This is a genomic window from Clostridium sp. YIM B02569 (assembly GCF_022320765.1).
GTDB classification, from domain to species: Bacteria; Bacillota; Clostridia; order Clostridiales; family Clostridiaceae; genus Clostridium; species Clostridium beijerinckii.
Window position 1 is genome coordinate 1 of sequence record NZ_JAKJJX010000046.1, and the last position, 23,416, is coordinate 23,416.

18 protein-coding genes and 1 pseudogene are annotated in these 23,416 nt (G+C 28.9%); 1 reads left to right on the top strand and 18 read right to left on the bottom strand.

Going from position 1 to position 23,416, the window contains the following annotated elements; genetic code table 11:
- Window positions 1–103: 103 nt before the first annotated feature.
- From L3B96_RS26295 to L3B96_RS26325, 7 genes are all read right to left on the bottom strand, one after another.
- Complete coding sequence (locus tag L3B96_RS26295; RefSeq protein ID WP_238948984.1) at window positions 104–952, bottom strand: metallophosphoesterase; 849 nt, start codon at window positions 950–952, stop codon at window positions 104–106.
- Window positions 953–991: 39 nt separating this feature from the next.
- Window positions 992–2,188 (bottom strand): Mbeg1-like protein, encoded by a 1,197-nt coding sequence (locus L3B96_RS26300; RefSeq protein WP_011969100.1) that lies wholly within the window; start codon window positions 2,186–2,188, stop codon window positions 992–994.
- A gap of 176 nt (window positions 2,189–2,364) precedes the next feature.
- Window positions 2,365–3,363 carry an inorganic phosphate transporter gene (locus tag L3B96_RS26305; protein WP_011969099.1) on the bottom strand — a complete coding sequence of 333 codons (999 nt, stop codon included), beginning with the start codon at window positions 3,361–3,363 and terminating at the stop codon, window positions 2,365–2,367.
- Entirely contained in the window at window positions 3,356–3,979 is a 624-nt protein-coding gene (locus L3B96_RS26310; RefSeq protein ID WP_011969098.1) for a DUF47 family protein, read from the bottom strand. Before L3B96_RS26310 ends, L3B96_RS26305 begins: the two co-directional genes overlap by 8 nt.
- Before the next feature lie 733 nt (window positions 3,980–4,712).
- On the bottom strand, window positions 4,713–6,647 hold the full coding sequence (locus L3B96_RS26315) for a [FeFe] hydrogenase, group A (protein WP_238948985.1): 1,935 nt from the start codon (window positions 6,645–6,647) through the stop codon (window positions 4,713–4,715).
- Between the two features lie 503 nt (window positions 6,648–7,150).
- Window positions 7,151–7,816 carry an HAD family phosphatase gene (locus L3B96_RS26320; protein WP_238948986.1) on the bottom strand — a complete coding sequence of 222 codons (666 nt, stop codon included), beginning with the start codon at window positions 7,814–7,816 and terminating at the stop codon, window positions 7,151–7,153.
- Window positions 7,817–7,915: 99 nt separating this feature from the next.
- Window positions 7,916–8,575 carry an NAD(P)/FAD-dependent oxidoreductase gene (locus L3B96_RS26325; RefSeq protein ID WP_238948987.1) on the bottom strand — a complete coding sequence of 220 codons (660 nt, stop codon included), beginning with the start codon at window positions 8,573–8,575 and terminating at the stop codon, window positions 7,916–7,918.
- A gap of 343 nt (window positions 8,576–8,918) precedes the next feature.
- On the opposite strand from L3B96_RS26325, the pseudogene L3B96_RS26330 reads away from it, so the two are divergent.
- Window positions 8,919–10,135: pseudogene (locus tag L3B96_RS26330) on the top strand (MFS transporter).
- Window positions 10,136–10,263: 128 nt separating this feature from the next.
- Here the strand turns inward: L3B96_RS26330 and L3B96_RS26335 are convergent.
- The 11 genes from L3B96_RS26335 to gpmA form a co-directional block, all read right to left on the bottom strand.
- Window positions 10,264–11,802: a diguanylate cyclase gene (locus tag L3B96_RS26335; RefSeq protein WP_017212970.1), complete on the bottom strand. Its 1,539-nt coding sequence runs from the start codon at window positions 11,800–11,802 to the stop codon at window positions 10,264–10,266.
- A 258-nt stretch (window positions 11,803–12,060) separates the two neighbouring features.
- A complete protein-coding gene (locus tag L3B96_RS26340) occupies window positions 12,061–12,453 on the bottom strand; it encodes a zinc ribbon domain-containing protein (protein ID WP_017212969.1) in 393 nt (130 codons plus the stop codon).
- 162 nt (window positions 12,454–12,615) lie between these two features.
- Entirely contained in the window at window positions 12,616–13,779 is a 1,164-nt protein-coding gene (locus L3B96_RS26345; protein ID WP_011969091.1) for an ABC transporter substrate-binding protein, read from the bottom strand.
- Window positions 13,780–14,060: 281 nt separating this feature from the next.
- Window positions 14,061–14,774 carry an ABC transporter ATP-binding protein gene (locus L3B96_RS26350; RefSeq protein ID WP_011969090.1) on the bottom strand — a complete coding sequence of 238 codons (714 nt, stop codon included), beginning with the start codon at window positions 14,772–14,774 and terminating at the stop codon, window positions 14,061–14,063.
- Entirely contained in the window at window positions 14,767–15,537 is a 771-nt protein-coding gene (locus tag L3B96_RS26355; protein ID WP_017212967.1) for an ABC transporter ATP-binding protein, read from the bottom strand. Before L3B96_RS26355 ends, L3B96_RS26350 begins: the two co-directional genes overlap by 8 nt.
- The gene (locus tag L3B96_RS26360; RefSeq protein WP_011969088.1) at window positions 15,537–16,595 is read right to left on the bottom strand and encodes a branched-chain amino acid ABC transporter permease; all 1,059 of its coding nucleotides are present in this window, start codon (window positions 16,593–16,595) and stop codon (window positions 15,537–15,539) included. The genes L3B96_RS26355 and L3B96_RS26360 overlap by 1 nt, the downstream gene beginning before the upstream one ends.
- 2 nt (window positions 16,596–16,597) lie before the next feature.
- Entirely contained in the window at window positions 16,598–17,500 is a 903-nt protein-coding gene (locus tag L3B96_RS26365; RefSeq protein ID WP_011969087.1) for a branched-chain amino acid ABC transporter permease, read from the bottom strand.
- 14 nt (window positions 17,501–17,514) lie between these two features.
- The gene (locus L3B96_RS26370; protein WP_017212966.1) at window positions 17,515–18,681 is read right to left on the bottom strand and encodes an ABC transporter substrate-binding protein; all 1,167 of its coding nucleotides are present in this window, start codon (window positions 18,679–18,681) and stop codon (window positions 17,515–17,517) included.
- Between the two features lie 586 nt (window positions 18,682–19,267).
- Window positions 19,268–20,008 carry a tetratricopeptide repeat protein gene (locus L3B96_RS26375; protein ID WP_011969085.1) on the bottom strand — a complete coding sequence of 247 codons (741 nt, stop codon included), beginning with the start codon at window positions 20,006–20,008 and terminating at the stop codon, window positions 19,268–19,270.
- A gap of 597 nt (window positions 20,009–20,605) precedes the next feature.
- Window positions 20,606–22,006, bottom strand: a complete 1,401-nt coding sequence (locus L3B96_RS26380; protein ID WP_011969084.1) for an MATE family efflux transporter — start codon at window positions 22,004–22,006, stop codon at window positions 20,606–20,608.
- Window positions 22,007–22,318: 312 nt separating this feature from the next.
- On the bottom strand, window positions 22,319–23,017 hold the full coding sequence (gpmA, locus tag L3B96_RS26385) for a 2,3-diphosphoglycerate-dependent phosphoglycerate mutase (protein WP_041895792.1): 699 nt from the start codon (window positions 23,015–23,017) through the stop codon (window positions 22,319–22,321).
- Window positions 23,018–23,416: the final 399 nt, after the last annotated feature.

The window sequence follows — 23,416 nt, forward strand, 5'->3', positions numbered from 1 at the left end:
GGATTTATCATAAATGTTTTTTTATTTTATTCAGTTGTAAAATTATTCAAGCATTTTTGCACTATTATAGTAACTAAGTTTATTTTAAAAAAACTTTAAATTTCTAGGATTCATTTCTTAAAGTTATACTTAATATTTCTGGCATATTAAATAATCTTATACCGGGTTTACTATGTCCCATTCCTCTACTTACAATAAGCTTTTTCGTATCTATTGTATAAATCCCACTATTATACTTGGGGAAAAATTTTCTTTCTGGAGAAAGTATTCCACCTATAAATGGTAATCTGATCATTCCTCCATGAACATGGCCTGATAAAACTAAATCTATATTAAATTTTGTATATGCTTTAAAATATAGTGGATTATGAGCTAATAATATATTATATTCTTTGGAATCGCACCTTTTTAATACTTTCCCAATTACTTCTTCTATATTTGACGACCTATTTCTTGTTTTATAAAATGAAAGAGGGATATTTATTCCATAAATATTAAGACAACTACCCTTTTCTTGAATAGTGAGTTTTTCATCATTTAGTATAGTTATATTAAATTCACTCAGCCTTTTTGTAATAAAATCTAAATCGTGTTTTTTTAATCTCTGTTCATGGTTACCTATAATATAATACATTTTATAACTTTTACTCAAAGTTTCTGCTAGCTTAAAAAAAACGCTAAAATCTTTATCATATTTATTAACCATGTCTCCAGTCATAACGATAATGTTTGGAGCTTCAGTATCAATTTTTTTAATCACCTGGAAATTATCTTTTCCGATAAAATTATAATTATGAAAATCTGATAAATGAATTATCTTAAATTTATTAAATTCTTTTGGAATCTTATTACTTTTTATTTCATATTTAGATAATTTTATAATTTTATTATCTAAATATATTAATGCAGAGATTAAAGCAAAACTTGATAATGTCAATAAATTTTTAATCATTTATTTACTCCATTTCTTTCAATACTATTTTTTATACCTCTAAATCTCATTCTCAATCCTATATATCAGCTCATCAACTGCACTTGATATGCTCTGTATTAAATCTATTTGGCTCTTATCTATTATTTGTAATTTTTTTATCGACATACTTTCCAATAACTTCATTCTTACTACTACATTATTAAGCAATTCCTTTGAATTGCTTTCCTCTACAATAACAAAATCCTTCCAAAACAATAATGGTAAGATCAATATCTCTGATACAGCATATCCTATACTAAAAAATTCTTTATAGTTAGAACAACCATCATGACAAAACATTATTAAATACTCGCCTAATGATTTAAATAGATTATCCTTACCATCCGTCCTGCACAACATGAGCTCTATTACATTTACAATGCCATCTATCACTAAATATCTTAAATTATCGGGTAAATTTGATATTATGCTAGAAGAAAAGTAATTAATTATTTTTGAAAATTCAGCTTCATTTGTCTCATCTCTTAAATTGCCATTTCCGTCTAAAAGCACACTTGCCTTGTGGTAATCAAATGGATTAATCTGGATTTCAGTTTTTATATATATATTCTTTTCTGATATCAAATTAAATAAACAATTTACATAATCGTATTTTGCATTTATAGATATAATTTTTTCCTTGTTTTTACTAATCTCTTCTCCATATCTACTGATAAATTCTTTCGAAAATCCCTGTCCATCAATAGAAACACATTTGCTTACCTTAGGAGAGAATATTGATACATATTGAGCCTTGTTCCCGCCCTTAGAATGGCCTGATACCGTAATATCACTATATTCAAGGTTATTTATATATTTTAAGGCCTCTATTTGTTCAAGTGTATCATATTCATAAGCACCTTTACCATTGTCATTCCATTCTTTTGTTGTAGCTGTTCCCCTAAAAATTACTGTTGCATTCCCCTCCTCGTTTACAAAGCAGGCATATTCCATTCCATTATTATAATCATTTATATTCTTAATTCTTAGATTACTTAAATTTGGTTTAACTTTTATTTGATTTAATATCATTATCCATTCTTTTGTATCCATTCTTATTATACAATCTCCAATGGCTTCCATAAGATAGTCAAAATTCTCACTTTTTAATAAATTATCTACAAGATTTATAAGTTTTTCGTTTTCTTTTATATCCCATTTTAAATATATCAGATTATCTAGAAGTATCAACTCTTCATAAGTCAAACTGTTCATTCTTCCTCCATATAACATTAGATTGATTATCTTTATATTAATAAATTATTCATATAATATAAAAATAAACCTATAAATCTCAGTTATATGAAATCTATAGGTTTATTATTTTAAAATATCATCTATTGCATATATAAGATTTTAACATAAGTTTCTTGAACCTATTACTTAAATACCTAAATAAATAGCTTAGCTATAAATATAATAAATGCTGAAAGAGCTGCTGTTATTGGAATAGTTAAAATCCAAGCCCAAACTATATTTTGAGCAACTCCCCATTTTACAGATTTAATTCTTTTAGAAGCTCCTACTCCCATTACAGTTGTTGAAATAATGTGAGTTGTACTTACTGGGGCGTGAAATAGTGTTGCTAAAAATATTACAGCTGCGCCTCCTGTTTGAGCCGCAAATCCATTTACTGGTGTAAGTTTTGCCATCCCGCTTCCCATTGTTTTGATAATTTTTTTTCCTCCAGATGCTGTTCCAAGAGCCATAGCTATAGCACAACATGCTATAACCCATGTTGGCACTTCAAATGTACTGATAAGTCCACCACTTAATAATGCCATAGTTATTAATCCCATAGACTTTTGAGCATCATTACTTCCATGATTTAATGCCATAAGTGAACCAGCAACAACTTGTAATTTCAAAAAGATTTTATTTATTATTCCAGGCTTAAATGGTTTTAATATCCAATTTAATAATATCATTAATATGTATCCCACTGTAAAACCAATAATTGGTGCAATAAATATCCATATTACAACATCATGAAAAAGATTATACCAATTTACTACATCAAATTTCAAATTATAAGCTATTCCGCCACCAACTAGTGCACCTATTAACGCATGAGATGAACTACTTGGAATACCAAAATACCATGTTATTATGTTCCATATTATTGCTGAAATTAAAACTCCTAATATAACCCATTGAGGCATAGAATTATGACTTACTATGTTTTCTCCTACAGTTTTTGCAACCGCTGTTCCTGAGAATGCACCAATGAAATTAAAAATTGCACATATTACTATAGCTGTTTGCGGTTTAAGCGCTCTTGTTGTAATAGAAGTAGCTACCGCTGTTGCTGTATCATGGAATCCATTGATAAAGTCAAATATTAATACTGTAATTACTATTAATACTGTTATAGTCATAGTACTAAACATTCTTAATGACAACTCCCTCTACAATATTTGCAATTTTTTCACACTTATCAATAGTGTTTTCTAATATTTGATATATTTCTTTCCATTTTATAATTTCTATAGGATCTTTTTCATTTCTAAACAAGTCACCTACTGTATTTCTAAATAAACGATCTACTTCACTTTCTATTTGGTTTATTGTTACTATCTTTTCATTTATATTATTTTTACCAGCTATTAAATGAAGTTCATCCATTAATTCAGATATGAGTTTTGTAGATTTTATTATCATATCAGCTAAATATTTTGCTGGTTCTGTACTTTCAGTAACGTTAAACATTACAAATCTATGTATTGTTGAGTTGATTAAATCTAAAATGTCATCTAATCTTTTAATCAATAAGTACATGTCTTCTCTGTCAAAAGGAGTTATAAATGAATCATTTAATTCTTTAACCATAACATTTACTAATCTATCACCGTTATGTTCTAATTCTTCGATCTTGCTAACATTAAGTTCAATATTGGATAATGAGTTTAGGCTTTCTCTTAATACTTTTGCACCTTCCTCTACATTTTGTGCAGCTTCTATAAACATTTTATAGAATTTATCTTCTTTTGGATTTAAATTAAACATATTATCACATCTCCCTATAAAATATAAATATTCGACATATTGTTAAATATCATAATCCAGTAACAAGTATATTCTATTTTGTAACATTTTTAAACTCTTTTTAAAAAACTTAACCTAATTTTAATATTACTCACCTTATTTTAACAATTGTAGTATTTCTTGAATCACTTCAAATTATGTTATCTTACTACTAAAAAATTAATAGCCAACATCTACTCCTTTATCAATTGATAATAATCATATGATATCTTTTATTAATTTCAAGTAAAATTTAATAATAATATTATCATTACTTGATCAATTTATTAGGTGATAAAGTATTAATATTACTTGGCTTAAATAAGTAAATTAAAATATTTAAAGATAATATAAACAAACACTATTCTTTATGCTATAACTTGCATAATTTCATTATACGAAACATAAATGTATTATATATAATTGAATCCGATTTTCCCTCAAAATATATTAATAGAAAATACTTATTAAATATATAATAAAATTTAACATTACATAAAGAATATTTAAATATACTCATAATCATATGAAAAAACATGTATACATTCATTTTATAAATTTCAATTGCATATGTAAAGAAAATTATAAAAATACTCTTCCAAATAATAAACTGTAAAAATTATATTATTCTATATTTTAATATAATTCCAAGAAAAACCCCGATATTTAACATCGAGGTTTTTCTATAATTTTAAATCACACTCAAATTAATGTTCTAATCTTTTTTTACTCTTGGGAAATATACTGTATGAAGTAACTCATGAGCTTTATTGCTTAATGGATGATCTAAATATTTTTCATATATAGCAAGTACTTGTGGATTTTCATTTGATCTTCTAAGTGTCTTTGATCTATCTATATTATTCAATCCTTCTGCTCTTTTTTGTAATGCTGCTTGTTTATTTCCCTTTGTTTTAGGCTGACCACCACCGCCGATGCATCCGCCTACACAAGCCATTATTTCTATTGCATGGAAGAATTCTTCCCCTGATCTTATTTTATCTAACATCTTAGCTGCTTCCCTAAGTCCATGAGCAACACCTATTCTTAATTTTATATCTCCAGCTTCAAGTTCGCAAACTCTGAATCCATCCCAACCTCTAAGGCCTTCAAATTCTATATTATCGAATCTTTCTCCAGTCATCTTTTCAAGAGCTGTTCTTGTAGCTGCTTCTATAACTCCACCTGTTCTACCAAATATAATTCCAGCTCCAGTGTATTCTCCCATAACTGTATCTATTTCTTCATCTTCAATTTCTTTTAAGTTTATTCCTGAATTTTCAAATATTTTAATAAGTTCTCTTGTTGTGATTACATAATCAACATCATAGTTCATATCTACTGAAAATTCTGCTCTTGAAGCTTCATACTTCTTTGCAATACATGGCATAATAGCAACTGAAGTAACTTCATCTCTTGAAAGCCCCTTCTCTTTTGCCCATATTTCCTTAGCCACTATAGCAAACATCTCCATTGGAGATTTAGCTGAAGAAGGAACATCTAACATATCTCCATAATTCTGCTCTATAAATTTAATCCATGAAGGACAGCATGAAGTAAGAATTGGAAGTTTTACACTCTCATCCCCAGCTAGATGTCTTTCAAGTCTTTCTTGAAGTTCTGCAGCTTCTTCCATTATTGTTAAATCAGCTCCCCAGCTCGTATCAAACACATAATCTACTCCTAGTTTTCTAAGACCTGCTGCTATTTTCTTTTCAACATTCTCTCCTGGTTCAAAGCCAAAAGCTTCACCTATCGCAACTCTAACTGCTGGTGCCATCTGAGTAATTACAACCTTATTAGGTGTTGCTAAATCTCTAAGAAATAACATAGTATTATCTCCTGCACTTATTGCATCAACAGGACATGCAGAGACACATGCTCCACAATGTGTACATCTATTATAATCTATTTCATGTTTCTTTTTTAATTCTCCATTTATGCAATCAACAGGACATGCTCTTTTACAAGCTCCGCATCCAATACATTTTTTAGTAATTGTTAATTTTACTAAATGGTTACATTGTGATGTATAACACTTCTTTTCCTCTATATGTTCTTCAATTTCTTCATAGAATTTGTCTATTATTTCTTCCATGATATTATGCTTTTGGTTCATCTTACTTTTCACTGTCACTGCAAGATTTCTCAAAAGATAAATCTCACGCATATTAGACACACCTTTACTTATTCTGTTTAATATATTAAACATTTCAGTTATGTCCTCTTTAACAACTTCATAGTTCTTATAAGATCCATCTTTAATTTTTGCTAGTAAATATTCTATATAAAATTTTTCAAATTGAATAATACAGTCTTCTTGTGATAAAACAATAATTGTTCGTGCAATATTTTCATAAAATAGTCCAAAATCAAATTCTTTATCTAAGCTGTCCTCTGTTAAAAAACCACCGAAAGGAAGTCCTATTTGAGCTGCTTTAAAGTTACTTTTGTTTATAAGCCCACCACATAATTGTATTATTTCATTAAGTGTAGCCCCTTCCGGAACTTCTATTATCCCTGGATTGTTAACTTTTCCACATATAGCAATTTTTCTGCCGTTTGACAGTTCTTTTAATTCCTCTTCGCTAAAAACAGAAAAAACTGAACCTAATGCACTTTGTATAAAAGATTTTTTATTATCTCCCATAATATTCACTCCTTAACATTTTGTCTTCTTTTTATTTTCAAATCTAATCATATAAAATATATATTATTTAGTATAATTGTTTATTATTTTTAACAAAACCGTCGCATAATAATCTATTGTATCTATTAACGCACTATTTTAATAAAGAAAATCCATATATATGATACACCATATTTCGAGAATTTTTCAAGTTAATAAAACTTTCTTAACACGTTTAATAATAAACTTATTATCCTCCCCCTTAAGTTAATAACGAGATAAATACGAAGCTCTCAATTTTATGCATCACCAGTCTATTATAACATATATTTATAGAAAATTATTAAATATTATATGATTATTTTATAAAAAAAGACAACAAATTTATTAATAATAAATTTGTTGTCTAAAATAAGTATTATTTTAGAATAATCTCCAAGCTATATACCGCATTTTATCAAAATAGTAAGATAATAAATATTTATAAAAACACAATTTAACGTAAATTCTGAATATATTAATTATTACCTATCAATATTCTTACTTAAATACTCCTTAATATCTAGTAAATTCTCAAAGCTTTTATGACAATACTTTAGTATATCATTGTCGGCTTTCTTAAGATCTTCTACATGTATTCCTATCATTTTAGCTTTATATGCTCCTTCAATACCTGCAGCAGAATCCTCTATAACAATACAATCTTCAGGATTTACACAAAGCTTTTTAGCGGCCTTTAGAAATATTTCTGGATCTGGTTTGGCTTTTACTACATCATCACCATAAACCATAACATCAAAATCTTCTTTGATATCAGTATTTCTAAACTGAATATTAGCTCGTTCTATTTTAGCTGATGTCGCAAGAGCTATTCTATATCCTCTCTCTTTTAGAAACTCTAAAATTTCCTTCGCCCCTTCTTTAATAGCAATTTGACCACTTTCTACTGCCTTATTTAATTCCTTATCTTTTTCTTCATACATTTGTGTTATAGGCAAGTTTTCTCCATATAACTCTAAAAATTTCTTGATTACGTTTTTCCGTCCTCTTCCCATTACAGAAATATAGACATCATCACTCATATCATATCCATACTTCTTAAAAATCTTTCTCCAAGTCTCTAGGTATACTCTCTCTGTATCGAATATAACTCCATCCATGTCAAATAACACCGCTTTTATTTTTTTCATTATTCCCCCGTGAATTAATTTTTTATTTAATCAAAATTCTCTCTTTTTTAAAGACCTTTTAAATATCATTTATATAACTCCAAATTATGTATAAGGAATCTATATATCTATACCCTTTAAAACATCTTGATTAAATTTCTCAATTCCGATTCTATCAATAAAAAATCCCAGCTTTTCTCCTGCCTCTGCATTTTCTATATAATATTCAAAAATATTATCAACTAAACTCAATGCTTGGCTTTCTGTTATATCTTTAGCAATAATATCTGCCATTCTTGGGTTATAACCTCCTGATCCCCCTGCTGCAACAATAAAACCGGTTTTATCGGCTATCACTCCAATATCTTTACTATAAACGCTTCCACAAGCATTTCTACAGCCTGCTACTCCTATTTTAGTCCTACATGGCATTTCCATCCATTGATATTTTCTTGAAAGTTTCATTCCAGTCCCAATTGTGTTATATTTAGATCTTTTACAGTATCCAGCTGGACACATTTCAACATTCTTAACTGAATTTTGTGTTTTAACTGCTGGTTCCATTCCAAGTTCATTCCAAACATTTTCCAAGTCTTCTTGCTTAAAATTAGTTATTAATATTCTTTGTCCTGAAGTTATTTTTAATATACCATTATATTTTTTTGCTACATCCACAATTTTTTGCATAGTTTCTATAGTAATAAAACCGCCTGGAATATGCGGAGTTATTCCAAAGGTTCTCTTTCCATTACTTATCTTCTGAAGATTTCCAAAACTCATATTATATCCTCCTCTTATGTGTATTAATAATATTTAATACTAGATTAATGTTTATTTTATCATATTTTTAACATAAATAATTATTTACAGTTGATAAATTCTTCTTCAAAATAACTTTTTAATATTAGTAACAAAGCTATTTATTGTGTCCAAAATAGTTTTTGCTAATAACTGCATCCGCAATTCTAAAAGAAAATAATTCCATTATTAACTTGATACGCGTTCTTCCCCAGTATATACTATTAATAATGCTATTTAATATATTATAAACCTATAAGTTACTTATGTTTATGAATATTTATTTAGCTATAATACTCTATATACAGAAAGGTTCTGAAATATAATGATTTCAACTAAAGATAATTCTACTTTGCTCAAAAACAAATCATTAAGACTATTAATGACAGCACGTGTATCCACTAATTTCGCATATCAAATGATTACAGTTGCCATTGGATGGCAAATGTATTCCTTAACTCATTCAGCATTTTATCTAGGTCTTGTTGGACTAGTTCAGTTTTTACCAATGCTTTTTCTCTCCCTTTTTGTTGGACACATATCAGATAGATAATAGTAACCTTAAGTCAAGTAACTCAAAGTGTATTTATTTTTATTATGGCTTTTGGGAATTATAATGAGTTAATTACTAAAGAACGATTTTTAATTCTTATTTTCTTTATAGCGGTAGCTCATTCTTTTGAAGGTCCACCAATGCAAGCTTTATTGCCTAATATTGTTAGTAAGGAGATTTTCCCGCGAGCTTCTGCTTTAATGTCTTCAGTTTCAGAATTTGCAGTTATTATAGGACCAGCTGTTGGCGGAATTTTATATACGTTTGGCACAACACTAGTTTTTTTATTAACTGGTATCTTATATTTAATATCAGGTATTCTTATATATCATATTTCAATTAAGAAAGAAATTTTTAAATCTGAGCCAACTAGCATAAAATCTTTATTCGCAGGAATATCTTTTATAAAGAGTAGACCTATAATACTTGGAGCAATATCACTAGATTTATTTGCAGTATTATTTGGTGGCGCAACTGCCTTACTTCCAATATACGCAAGTAGCATTCTAATGATAGGTTCTTTGGGTTTAGGCATACTAAGATCTGCTCCTGCCGTTGGAGCATTATTAATGTCTGCTTATCTTGCAAGGAAACCATTAAAGCACAATGTAGGGAAGACAATGTTCATAGCTGTTATATTCTTCGGTTTATCTACTATAGCTTTTGCAATATCTAGATCTGTTATAATATCTTTCATTGCTCTTTTGATTTTAGGTGCTTCCGATGTAATTAGCGTTGTTATAAGATCTACGCTTGTTCAACTTAATACTCCAGATTATATGAGAGGAAGAGTTAGCTCTGTAAATATGATATTCATAGGAACTTCTAATCAGCTTGGTGAATTTGAATCAGGAATTACAGCGTCTTTATTCGGGACTGTTCCCGCTGCTCTTATTGGAGGCATTGGAACTATAGCAGTTGTAATGTTATGGATGAAATTATTTCCTTCTATATTACGTGTTGATAGATTTGAAGCAAGTAAAAACTAAAAATGCATTTTTAATTCATGAATTTTTTAATTAAATATTTTAAACAAAAAAACTTTAAATAGTATTATAGTAACTATTTAAAGTTTTTTACATTGTAATAATCAATGCGCTGTACCATTTATAATAATCTAACTATTCCCCATTTTTATAGAAACCCTATTTCTTCCTAAACTCTTCGCTTCATACAAAGCTTTATCTGCAAATTTGATCATATTTTCCAAATCTCGTTCTCTAACTGATGTAAATATCCCAAAAGAAGATGTTATCTTTATGCATTTATTGTCATGGAGTATTTCCAAATTTTCAATCCTTCTTCTTATTGTTTCACCAATCTCTAAAGCCTTTTCTGAATTAGCATTATCTAGTAGAATTAAAAATTCCTCTCCCCCATATCTTCCTATATAATATTTTTTTCCCAATAATTCTTTACAAATATTCATTACCTTTTTTAGAACAATATCACCTGTAGGATGCCCATAAGTATCATTAATGATTTTAAATTTATCTATATCCATCATTAATAGAGACATATGTTTCTTATCCGAACAAGCTTCAATTTTTTCTTTTGCAATTTTATAGAAATACTTTCTATTATATACCCCTGTCAAAACGTCAGTGATGCCGTAGTACTCAAGTTTCTTAATCATTAAGACTTGTTCAGTATTATCACTCAAAACAATAACTTTACCCTTCCCTCTGTTATTATTAATTAGTGTAAGCTTTCCTTTAAAATAATAGAGTTTGTTCTTGATTTTAATTTCACAGTTGAAACTCGTTTCTTTTTCTTCATATATATATTTGATAATTTCCTGATACTCTTTAAACTCTGTGCATACGTCTTGTCCTATTGCTAGCTTTGATTTTATATTAAAAATTTTCTCTGCTATATTATTCATATCTATTATTTTGTTTTCTTGGTCTAACACTAATATTGCTTCAGAAATATTATCAAAAACAACATGTCTAGCAATAGTAGCTGTTTCAAAGATATTTGATTTAAACAAAGCGTATGTATATATCAAACAAAATACTCCCATAAAAATTGGAACTATATCTATTCTTATAGACGTAATCCTTGACATGTATATCCAATATCCAATCCAAGGAATAAATGATGTAAGCATGATTTTAAAGCTTCTCTTTTTATATAAACTGTTTTCTTTTCTATAAAAAATTAAATACAGGCTATTCCCTACTATGAAACATACATTTACAAAAATTACGCATATAACATATACAATGCCTGGTTTAAGATTTGCAATATATAGATTATCTGCAATATCAACTGTGTAACTTTTATAAAAAAGATGATGATAGTCATTAGTAATATTTAATGCCACTAATACCATAGGCAACGAAAATAACAACATATAGAGCTTTTTAGTGATATACCTACTTTTATTAGTATATTCTAGAGCCATGATAACCCAAAAAGCCGGAATGGATGCTATTCCTATATACTCTATCCCAGTAAACAATTTCATAAAAGTTAAATTAGGACATATTAACTCAAAAGAATAAAATAAACTATATATAAAAACACTTAAAATAACACCTAAAAGACCATTTAAATGTATTCTTCTTTTTTTATAAAATAAAAATATGCATAATTGCGCCGAAACAAATGCCGTTAAAAACATTGCAATAAATATTATATAATTAAACATCTAATATCCTCTTTCATAATCACTAATTCTTTAATAAATTATTATCCTCAAGTCAATTTTGGCTTTTGGAATTAGAAACCTATTCTATCATTATATATTATAAAACCCACGTTATTCCATTTCAATAACTATTACAATATATTTCTGTAGTTTAAGATTTCTCTATCAATCTTTACTCAAATCAACGTGATTTTGTGAAACTTTTAATTAGAGAAAAAAAATCAAGTAGCTACAACGGCTACTTGATTTTTTTTAAATTCAAAATTTAATCCTATTCCCACAATGAGGACAAAATTGAAAACTCGAGTCAACTTCCATACCACAGTTCCTACATATACCACTATTATAATTATCTCTATAATTACTGCTTTCTAGCTCCTCAAGATCCCAATAAGTTATATTTACAGGTTCGTTATTCTCAATAGCTTTTCCTTTGTCCACTGAAATACTAAAGTTAGTTCCACATCCATCACATATTATATAATATTTTATATTCCACTTAAAAAGCGGAATAAAGAAAAAATGAAAATAATTAAAATTTTTTATCAGCTTTCCACGAAAAACTTTATTACATTTTTTACAGTTTAAATTGTCTAAAATCTTTATTTCTTTATTTTTATTTTCAATGCCAAATATACCTATAAAAAACATACAACCATTTACCTCTATCTATAAATATTATTATATATATCTTTAAATACTAAGTATACATTTAGAATCCTTATAAATCAAGTTATTCAATTAGGACCACAATATTGGAACTTAATTGTAATATACATTATCTATTTTATTAAAGTATTTACATTTTTAATTCTATTCAGGCTTTATTGTATCTAGATAAGTAAACTTGCCATCTTTAACTATCTTCAAAACAGCTTCTTTTACTGCATTATTGTTTTCATCAATTGTTATTACCCCTGCTGCACCCGGAAAATCTTTTGTTTTTGCTATTTCATCTCTAATTTTAACTGGATCTGCAGAATTAGCTCTCTTAATTGCATCTAAAATTACTAGATATGCATCATACCCTAATGCTGTAGCTGCTGCTGGCTCCTTATTATATTGCTTTCTATATTCATCAAGAAAAATTTTAGATTCTTCAGTTATAGGTGTCTCAGTTGCAAAAAATGTTGAAAATACAGTTCCTTCAACATCCTCTTTACCTATATCTAAAAATTCCGGTGTCTCCCAGGTATCAGCTCCAATTATTGGTGCTGTAATTCCAAGTTGCCTTGCCTGCTTTATTATCATTGCTCCTTCAGTAAAATTCCCTGGAGCAAATATTACATCAGGATTGCTTCCTTTAATATTTGTAAGCTGTGCTGAGAAATCCTGATCTCCTGTGTTATAATTTGCTTTTGCTACAACAGCATTATTATCCTCAGTTAGCTTTTTAAATTCATCAGTAAAGAATTTGCAGATTCCAACTGAGTAATCACTTGAGACCTCTTGAAGAATTGCTACCTTTTTAGCCTTTAGCTTATTAGCTGCGTATTTTGCCATAACAGTTCCTTGAAAAGGATCAATAAAGCAAACTCTAAAGTAATAATCATTTCCTGCGGTTACTAAAGGGTTTGTACAAGTTACCCCTACAGCTGGAACCTTAGCTTCCTGTACTATATCACCTGCTGCCATAGAGAAACCACTTCCATAGCTTCCTATAATAGCATTAACATGCTCCTGCTCAATAAGGTTTGCAGCTGCACTAGCTGCTTCAACTTTATCAGATTTATTATCTGCAAAAACCAGTTCAACTTTTTTACCAAGAACAGTTGGATAAATCTTGTTTGCAAGTTTTGCACCTTCTGTTTCTAATTGTCCACCTGCTGCATTTGCACCTGTCATTGGTTCAAACACACCTATTTTTATTACATCACTATCCTCATTGGCTTTTGTACCTGATTTTGAATTACAACCTCCTAAAGTAAAAGAAGTCATCATAGCTATAACCAAAAGCAATGAAATTTTTCTTTTCATATATATATCCCCCTAATATCTAAGTATTAATTTAATCTTATTGACGTACAAAATAAGAGCAACAAAATAGTAACTCAAAAAATTCTAATATCCCAGCATTTATTTCTTATAATATACATCTCTTAGTTCAATTAAAATTATCTTTTTCTAAAAACTTATATTTTAATTTAATGTATTGTAATAATAAAGGCAAAATAAATTCCTTAAATAAAAAAATAACAAGTCAGTATTTTTCTATTTTCTGACTTGCTATTTCTCCTCTAAATACGAAAATTCTCATATTACAAAGCTTCACCAAGATAAGCTTTTTTAATTTCATCATTAGAAAGTAATTCTTGCCCTGAGCCACTTAGTGTTATTCTTCCAGTTTCCATAATATAGCCAATATCAGCTATTTTTAAAGCTGCATTTGCATTTTGCTCAATTAGTAGAACTGTCATGCCTTCTTCATTAATTTTCTTTATAATTCCAAATAATTCTTTTACGATTATTGGTGCAAGTCCTAAAGAAGGCTCATCCATCATTATTAACTTTGGTCTTGACATAAGTGCTCTTCCTATTGCAAGCATTTGTTGCTCACCTCCTGAAAGAGTTCCTGATAATTGCCAAGTTCTCTCCTTAAGTCTTGGAAAAAGTGAATATACCTTTTCCAAGTCTTCTTGAATACCTGATTTATCCTTTCTTGTATAAGCACCTATTTTTAAATTTTCCAGTACTGTAAGATCTGAAAAGACTTTTCTTCCTTCTGGAACTAATGCTATTCCTTTTTTCACCATAAGTTCTGTATTAAGCTTAGTTAAATCAGTTCCATCATCCAAATTTATAGTTCCACTCTTTGGTTTAACTAGACCTACTATAGATTTTAATGTAGTACTTTTTCCTGCTCCGTTAGCACCAACTAAAGTTACGATCTTCCCCTCTGGTACCTCTAAGCTTATTCCTTTTAACGCTTCAATTCCACCATAGGCGACTACTAAATTATCAATTTTAATCATCTTCAGCTACCCCCAAATATGCATCTATAACCTTTTTATCATTTTGTATTTCAGAAGGTGTACCTTCAGCTATAGTAATTCCATATTCAAAAACCTGTATTCTATCTGATAACCCCATAACCATATTCATATGATGCTCTATCATAAATATAGTTAAATCAAATTTATCCTTAATTTCTCTAACAAAATCTGTAAGTTCATCAGTTTCTGTAGGATTCATTCCTGCTGCTGGTTCATCAAGAAGAAGAAGCTTCGGATTAGTAGCAAGCGCTCTTGCTATTTCAAGTTTTCTCTGCATACCGTATGGAAGAGAACTTGCTTTCTCATTTTTTAACTTTTCAAGACCTACTTCTTTTAAAAGCTCTAAAGATTTCTCAACCATTTCTTTTTCTTCTCTTTTATATCTAGGAAGCTTTAACATAGCTTCAATACAGTTTGACTTAATATGAACATGATTTCCTATTAAAACATTGTCAAGTACACTCAAATCTTTAAAAAGTCTTATGTTTTGAAATGTTCTTGCTATACCAGTTTGAGTTATTTTATCTTGTCTCATTCCAGTAATATTAGTATCATTAAAGATTATTTTTCCCCTTGTAGGAGTATACACATTAGTGATCATATTAAAGGCTGTAGTTTTACCAGCCCCATTAGGTCCAATTAAGGAAATTATTTCTCCTTGATTAATTTGAAGGTTAAAGTCTTTTACAGCCGTAAGTCCTCCAAACTGCATAGTCGCATTTTGTACGTTTAATAATGCCATTACTTGTCCCCTCCTTCTTCTAGAGGTTTGTTATTAGAATATTTAAATATTGATTTCCACGAAAATTCTTTTGTGCCCATTATTCCATGTCTAAAGAATAATACTATTATCATAAGCAAAATTGAGAAAATAACCATTCTAAGTCCTGGTATCCCTGAAAAACTAAAGATTCCTAAATCAAATTGCTTTTCCATATCCAAAAATCTTAAAGCTTCTCCAAGTATTGTTACGATGAAAGCTGATATAACTGTTCCTGTAACGCTTCCCATTCCTCCAATAACTATTATAAGGAGTATATTGAACGTAAGGCTGAACTTAAACATATTAGGATCAATTGTTCCCATTAGGTTCCCAAGTAATCCACCTCCAACTCCGGCAAAAAAAGCACCAATAGCGAATCCTATTACTTTGTGTTTGAATAAACTTATCCCCATACTTTCAGCTGCAATCTCATCTTCTCTAATTGATTTTAGAGCTCTTCCATATGAACTATTTATAAGCGACAGCAATATTATTATTGTCACAATTGCTACTCCAAAGCTCCAATATAGGTTTGTCATATGAGGAATACCACGAAGACCCAAAGCTCCATTGGTTAGACCTTGTATATTAGTAATAACTATTCTTATAATTTCTGCAAATCCTAAAGTAACAATAGCCAAATAGTCACCCTTAAGCCTTAAAGCCGGAGCACCTATTAAAACTGCTATAAATGCAGATAAAAGACCAGCTATTAACAATGCTACAATAAACGGTACCGATATATGATTAAAAGGCGCCATTAATGGTTCCATAAAGAAATTTTGATTTTTAACTTTTTCACTCATTGTAAGCAATGCAGTTGTATAAGCACCTACCGCTACAAAGCCTGCATGTCCTAATGAAAACAATCCTGTAAATCCATTTATTAGATTTAAGCTTAATCCAAGAACTGTATATATTGCACATAAATTTAAAATTCTAATTTTATAAGAGTCTAAGCTATTATTTGCAACAAATAAGAGTAAAAATACAATTGCAATAAGAGCTATATTTAAAAATTTATTTTTATTGTTCATTTTTACACCTTCTCTGTTAAATTTTTGCCCATTATTCCTGTAGGCTTAAATAGCAATATTACGATTAATAGTATAAATGCTAAAGCATCCCTATACCCTGTAAGTCCAGGGAAAAATCCAATTAACATAATTTCAGCTAGTCCAAGTATAAAACCACCAATAACTGCTCCCTTAATATCTCCTATACCACCAATTACAGCGGCTATAAAACATTTAAGACCTGGCATCATTCCCATAAGTGCAACTATTTGTGGATATTTTACACACCACATCATAGAACCTACTGCAGCTAATCCCGATCCAATAGCGAAAGTAAATGATATTGTCTTATTTACATTTATCCCCATAAGTCTTGCAGTTTCAACATCTTTTGAAGCTGCTCTCATTGCCATACCAATATTCGTATTATTAACTAAGTGTAATAAAACAAATAGTATTACTATTGTAACAACTGGAATTATAAAAGTAAGTCTTTGAATTGAAATTCCACCTATAACTATTACATCTGTAAATAGCTTCACATCTGGAAATGCTTTAGGTCTTCCTCCAAATAAAACAACCGCTAAATTTTCAAGTAAGAAGGATACACCAATAGCTGAAATCAAAGCTGAAATCTTAGGTGCATTTCTTAACGGTCTATAAGCAGTGAATTCAATTCCCATTCCAAGGAATGCTGTTATAACCACTGCGATTATAAAAGCAAAGTACCAAGGTAGTCCAAATGTTGCAACTCCGAAAAATCCGAAATATGCAGCCATCATAAATATATCTCCATGAGCAAAATTTATAAGTTTTAATATTCCATAGACCATAGTATATCCTATAGCTATAAGTGCGTATAAACTTCCTAGTGAGATACCATTTGCTAAATTTTGCATAAATGTGCTTAAATTCATTAAAGTCATATTTTCACCCCTAATTAATTTTCTTCAGGTTTTATTGTATCAAGATAAGTAAATTTACCATCTTTAACTATCTTTAAAACTGCGTCTTTTACTGCATTATTATTTTGATCTATAGTTATTACTCCTGCTGCACCAGGAAAATTCTTGGTTTTTGCAATTTCATCTCTAATTTTTACTGGATCTATCGAATTAGCTCTTTTAATTGCATCTAAAATTACTAAATATGCATCATATGATAAAGCTGAAACCGCTGCTGGTTCTTTATTATATTCTTTTCTATATTCATCAAGAAAGACTTTTGATTCGTTAGTTATAGGAGTCTCACTTGCAAAAAAAGTAGAAAATACTGTTCCATCAACATCTTCTTTACCTATATCTAAAAACTCTGGAGTTTCCCAAGTATCTCCTCCAATTATTGGAGTGGTTATTCCAAGCTGTCTCGCTTGCTTTATTATCATAGCTCCTTCTGTAAAATTACCTGGAGCAAAAATCACATCTGGATTACTACTCTTGATATTTGTAAGTTGAGCTGTAAAATCCTGATCACCTGTATTATAGTTAGCTTTAGCTATAATTGCATCTTTATCTCCTGTAATCTTTATAAATTCATCGGTAAAGAACTTACAAATTCCAACTGAGTAATCACTTGAAACCTCTTGGAGTAAAGCTACTTTTTTAGCTTGTAATTTATTTGCTGCATATTTTGCCATAACAGTTCCTTGAAAAGGATCTATAAAACAAACTCTAAAGTAATAATCATTACCAGCTGTTACAAGAGGATTTGTAGCTGAAGCTGCGACTGCTGGAACCTTAGCATCTTGTACAACATCTCCTGCTGCCATAGAATTTCCACTTCCCCAGCTTCCTATAATTGCATTAACTTGTTCCTGCTCCACAAGATTAGATGCTGCACTAGCCGCTTCAACTTTGTCTGATTTATTATCTGCAAAAACCAGTTCAACTTTTTTACCATTAACTGTTGGATAGAGCTTGTTCGCAAGTTTTACGCCTTCTACTTCTAGCTGTCCCCCAGCTGCGTTAGCACCAGTCATTGGCTCAAATACACCAATTTTTATAACATCGCTGTCTATATTTGCTTTAGTATTTGATTTTGAACATCCCGCCAGCGTAAATGTAGTTGTCATAGCCAGCGCCAAAAGCAAAGAAATTTTTTTCTTCATAAAATAAGCCCCCTAGTATTAGTTTTATTTTCTCAAGGTGTACTCTGCAAAAAAATAATAATTTGATAATAAGATTTACAAAAAACATAGAAAATAATTAACCAGCTATTCATTGTTTAAATATTACTATTCTTTTTAATATTTCTATTGAAATTGTTTATATAAAGTAATCCTTAAAGTATAAATTTATTAATTTATTAATTTATTCCGACGATTATTAACAAATTATATATTATCCTATATCTGCCCATCTGTCAACCCACGAAAGACATTTGTATTCTCTACAAATATAAATATTAGAACTATATTATCAAAAAACGTTCGTTATGTAGAAATGTTATGATAATTTTTACAAGTTAATTCATAAATTTATATATATCAGTTATGTATTTCCTAGTCTCTATCTCTTTTAATTAATTCTAGAAAGATATTTTTACTTTACTTTTCAGAATATGTTTAATTGATTTATATACAGTATTTTAACGTTGTTTACCTTTGGCTTATTAAACCTTATAAAAACACAAAAAAGCTTAATGTTACTAAAATATAACATTAAGCTTTTTTATCTATACAATTTTCTTATAGACTAAAATCCTGCTGGCTCTGATTTAGCACCAGCTTCATGCATTTCTTTGATTGCTTCTACATACATGCTTTTATCTTCTACAATCTTAGCAGCTTGCTCATAGCAATATAATGCTTTATTTAAATCTTCAAGATGATAATAACATGCAGCTAATCTATTGATTAAATCAGGATTTTTCCTGTTTATTTTTAGTGCCATTTTATAATATCTTACCGCACTTTTATAGTTCATACTATATTTATCTCTCTCATTAAATTCTACTATATTTTCTTTACTTAAATATATATTTCCTATACACTCATAAGTTGCACAGATTAATAATTTATGATCTTCCTTTTCATTTTTTGAGATGTTCTTTTCGCCTTTTCTAAGATGATCTAATGCATTTTCTATGTTTCCTAATTCTGCATACGAAAGTCCCATATATATGTGGGTTAATGAATCATCAGAGTCTTTACAATATACATTAAATGCTTCAATCGCATCTTCATTTTTTCCTAACTTTCTACATACTAGACCTTTTATAAAATATGAATAATAATTTTCTTTATTAAATTCAGCTGCTTTTTCTGTGAAATATAATGCCTTATCTAGCTTTCCTTTTTTAAAATCTCCCATTGCAAGATCATTTAAAACTAGTGATAATTGCTTTTCACTTGTTATAGTTCCACCTTTAACATTTATCCTATTCTCTTCTAAAAAACTTTTTATTTTGTCTTGTATATTTTGATTATCTTCCATTTTGTTCCTCACTTTTTATCTTTATTTTAATAACAAATGCCAAAAATGTTAATATTAATTCTAGCATTTTTATTTTCATATATATTTATATATTATTTTTCATTTTATTACAATAAATACTTTATTAAATTTTTAATTTATATCCACTTTATAAAAATGTATGTTTATCTTAATATAATTATCAAAATATATTAAGTATTTTTAATTCATTGTAACTAAAGTCCTCCACTTTCCCCCATAATTATTACGATTATATCCTTATGCCACTTTATCACTGATTTTCCATCCATAATCTCACTCCCGATCTTCTAATTATATCATTTATATAAAACTCATTTTATATTCTCAGTATATATATTACAAATTTTATATATTCAGTATTTTACATTCAAATATTTGTAAAATTCTCTCAACAATATTATATAAATTCAATATTCAACTTCAAATTACTCTATTAGAGGTATCGATTTAAACACAATTAAAATAATCAAAAAATGTAATAAGGAATGAAATAGGATTATTTAACACCAATAATCTTAGTTCATTCCTTATCACATAAATCATACGACAATACAAAGTTACTATATAAACTAACTTTTACTTACTTATATAATTGCATGCATCTATATCTGATTCATACAAACAGCTTTTCTTTTTTGAGTATTCTATATCTATTCTCCTGATGCTAATATAGTATGCACTTATAAGTGGAATACATGCTCCAAGCCATGCTAATGGATTAGCCATACACACGCCTAAAAAACCTAACGGTCGTGATAATATAATTGCAGCGAACGTCCTCATCAACAATTCCATAATTCCTGCTACTGTTGGAATAAAACTTTGCCCTAATCCTTGAAGCGTATATCTATATATAAACAGTAGTGAAAGTAAAAAATAATTTAATCCGTTTGAAGTTAAATATATTTGTGACAACCTAATAACTTCTTTTTGATCATATCCAACAAAAATTCCTGTAAGAAAATAACCTGCGAAAGTATTTATAAGGCCCACTATAATACTAAATGCTACTGATATAAAAACACATTTCTTTACGCCTTCTTTAATTCTATCAATTTTTTCCGCACCAAAATTTTGTGCTGTGTATGTAGCCATTGTTATACCAAATGACATCATAGGTTGAGTAGCGAGAGTATCTATTTTCTGAGCAGCAGTATATGCAGCTACAGAAGTAGCCCCAAGGCTATTTAATGCAAATTGTAATATAATAGCACCAATTGCTATTATAGATGCCTGAAATCCCATTGGTAGAGAAATTTTAATGTGTTCTAAAAAAGTTTCTTTGGATAACTTTAAGTCACTCTTCTTTAACTTAAGTATGGGCAAATTTCTCTTTATGTACCACATACACAATAATGCCGATACTCCTTGTGCTATAACAGTTGCACAAGCTGCTCCAGTTACTCCCATCTTGAATATTAATATAAATGCAAATTCTAAAATTATATTTAAAATACACGCTACCACTAAGTATATTAATGGCGTTTTGCTATCTCCCAAGGCTCTAATAATATTTGAAAAAAAATTAAAAAACATCGATGCTATTATTCCAATAAATATTACTACTACAAAATTATATGCATCATCAATAATTTCTACAGGTGTATTCATTAGTTCTAATATAGGTCTAGCTAGAATCGTACTTATAGTTGTAAGAATTATAGTTATTATCATGCTAATAACTATGCCTGTGAAGTAACTTTTCTTAACCCCTTCCTTATCATCTGCACCAAATTTTTGCGCAGTAATGATTGAAAGTCCCGATGTTAAACCTTGAGCAAACCCTAAAATTAAAAACATTATGCTTCCTGTACATCCTACCGCTGCTAAAGCATTTACGCCTATTGTACGGCCAACAATAAATGTATCTGCTATATTGTAAAATTGTTGAAATATATTTCCTATTAATAAAGGAATAGTAAACAGCAATATCAATTTTGCTGGATTTCCTTTTGTTAAATTTCTAGTTATTATCATTTAATGTCTCCCCCTTAAAGATATTAGTAAAAATTAATTTATATTAGTCAAACATTTAATACGATATCACAAAAATATCCTATTTCAATTCTGAACTCCACAACTATGTAATTATACGCTTTATATTAATAGAAATATATAAACAAAAAATACAAAATTTTATATTTAATTTGAATAAAATCACAAAAACAATAAATCTATATAATTTAAAATTTTAAAAGATTTACTGTTTTTGCAATAAATTATATTTCTTTGTTATAATTATTGTAATTTTTTCTTAAATTCAGATTTTACACCAACTTATCCTATCACTTATTCCTTATCTGATAGGTAATAATGAGTAATTGGCTTTAACTTTTCATCCAATTCATATACTAAAGGTATTCCTGTTGGAATATTCAAATTAGCTACATTATCAGCTGGAATATCGTCTAAATATTTAACTAAGGCTCTTAATGTATTTCCATGAGCAGATATTATCACTCTTTTACCTTCTTTCAAATCTTCAGCTATATTTCCTCTCCATTCCTCTAACACACGTCTTTCAGTATCAGCAAGGTTTTCTGTTAAAGGTATTTGTTCTTCATTTAAATCCTTGTACTTATATTCATTCCCAGGGTATCTGGTATCCTCTTTAGTCAATTCTGGAGGTTTTACATTTACAAATCTTCTCCATTTATGAACTTGCTCTTCTCCATATTTTTTAGCAGTTTCTGCTTTATTTAATCCTTGCAAAGCTCCATAATGTCTCTCGTTTAGTCTCCATGATTTAAAAACAGGAATCCATGCCAAATCCATCTCATATAATATTATCCATAATGTTCTTATCGCTCTTTTTAGAACTGATGTATAAGCTACATCAAATACAAAACCATTTTTCTTAAGTATTTTTCCTGCTCTTCTTGCTTCCTTTAATCCATTCTCTGACAAATCCACATCTGTCCATCCAGTAAATCTATTTTCCAAATTCCAAAGACTTTCTCCATGCCTTACTAGTACTAATTTAATCATAATCTCACCTTCTAAAGTAATTTATCACAATCACAATTTAATGATAATTAGAAAATTCTTAAACAGTCTCAGATAATGAAATCTAAATATAAAAAAATTGTGCATAGAAATAAATTTCAATATATATGCTTATCTCTATTAATACCAGTATAGTCGTGTCCCAAAAATTAGTTACACGTTGTATAAGTAGTTATTGCAAATCCTTAAATCTGAATTTTTATATTTAAGGATTCTTTAATTATTATTTTAAATCAAAAAACTTTATAATAAAAAATATGCTCAGATGATAAGTTATCATCTGAGCATATTTTTTATTACCTCGCAATGTCCTACTCTGCCACACAGTCTCCCATGCAGTACCATCGGCGCTATAGACCTTAACTTTCCTGTTCGGAATGG

Excerpts from the sequence above, each read along its gene's own strand:
- L3B96_RS26340 (WP_017212969.1), bottom strand. The coding sequence starts at position 12,453 with ATGTTTTTTATAGGTATATTTGGCATTGAAAATAAAAATAAAGAAATA.
- L3B96_RS26345 (WP_011969091.1), bottom strand. The coding sequence starts at position 13,779 with ATGAAAAGAAAAATTTCATTGCTTTTGGTTATAGCTATGATGACTTCT.
- L3B96_RS26380 (WP_011969084.1), bottom strand. The coding sequence starts at position 22,006 with ATGATAATAACTAGAAATTTAACAAAAGGAAATCCAGCAAAATTGATA.
- gpmA (WP_041895792.1), bottom strand. The coding sequence starts at position 23,017 with ATGATTAAATTAGTACTAGTAAGGCATGGAGAAAGTCTTTGGAATTTG.
- L3B96_RS26320 (WP_238948986.1), bottom strand. The coding sequence starts at position 7,816 with ATGAAAAAAATAAAAGCGGTGTTATTTGACATGGATGGAGTTATATTC.
- L3B96_RS26315 (WP_238948985.1), bottom strand. The coding sequence starts at position 6,647 with ATGGGAGATAATAAAAAATCTTTTATACAAAGTGCATTAGGTTCAGTT.
- L3B96_RS26375 (WP_011969085.1), bottom strand. The coding sequence starts at position 20,008 with ATGGAAGATAATCAAAATATACAAGACAAAATAAAAAGTTTTTTAGAA.
- L3B96_RS26300 (WP_011969100.1), bottom strand. The coding sequence starts at position 2,188 with ATGAACAGTTTGACTTATGAAGAGTTGATACTTCTAGATAATCTGATA.
- L3B96_RS26365 (WP_011969087.1), bottom strand. The coding sequence starts at position 17,500 with ATGACTTTAATGAATTTAAGCACATTTATGCAAAATTTAGCAAATGGT.
- L3B96_RS26360 (WP_011969088.1), bottom strand. The coding sequence starts at position 16,595 with ATGAACAATAAAAATAAATTTTTAAATATAGCTCTTATTGCAATTGTA.
- L3B96_RS26310 (WP_011969098.1), bottom strand. The coding sequence starts at position 3,979 with ATGTTTAATTTAAATCCAAAAGAAGATAAATTCTATAAAATGTTTATA.
- L3B96_RS26295 (WP_238948984.1), bottom strand. The coding sequence starts at position 952 with ATGATTAAAAATTTATTGACATTATCAAGTTTTGCTTTAATCTCTGCA.
- L3B96_RS26325 (WP_238948987.1), bottom strand. The coding sequence starts at position 8,575 with ATGAGTTTTGGAAATCTTCAGAAGATAAGTAATGGAAAGAGAACCTTT.
- L3B96_RS26355 (WP_017212967.1), bottom strand. The coding sequence starts at position 15,537 with ATGGCATTATTAAACGTACAAAATGCGACTATGCAGTTTGGAGGACTT.
- L3B96_RS26335 (WP_017212970.1), bottom strand. The coding sequence starts at position 11,802 with ATGTTTAATTATATAATATTTATTGCAATGTTTTTAACGGCATTTGTT.
- L3B96_RS26350 (WP_011969090.1), bottom strand. The coding sequence starts at position 14,774 with ATGATTAAAATTGATAATTTAGTAGTCGCCTATGGTGGAATTGAAGCG.
- L3B96_RS26305 (WP_011969099.1), bottom strand. The coding sequence starts at position 3,363 with ATGTTTAGTACTATGACTATAACAGTATTAATAGTAATTACAGTATTA.
- L3B96_RS26370 (WP_017212966.1), bottom strand. The coding sequence starts at position 18,681 with ATGAAGAAAAAAATTTCTTTGCTTTTGGCGCTGGCTATGACAACTACA.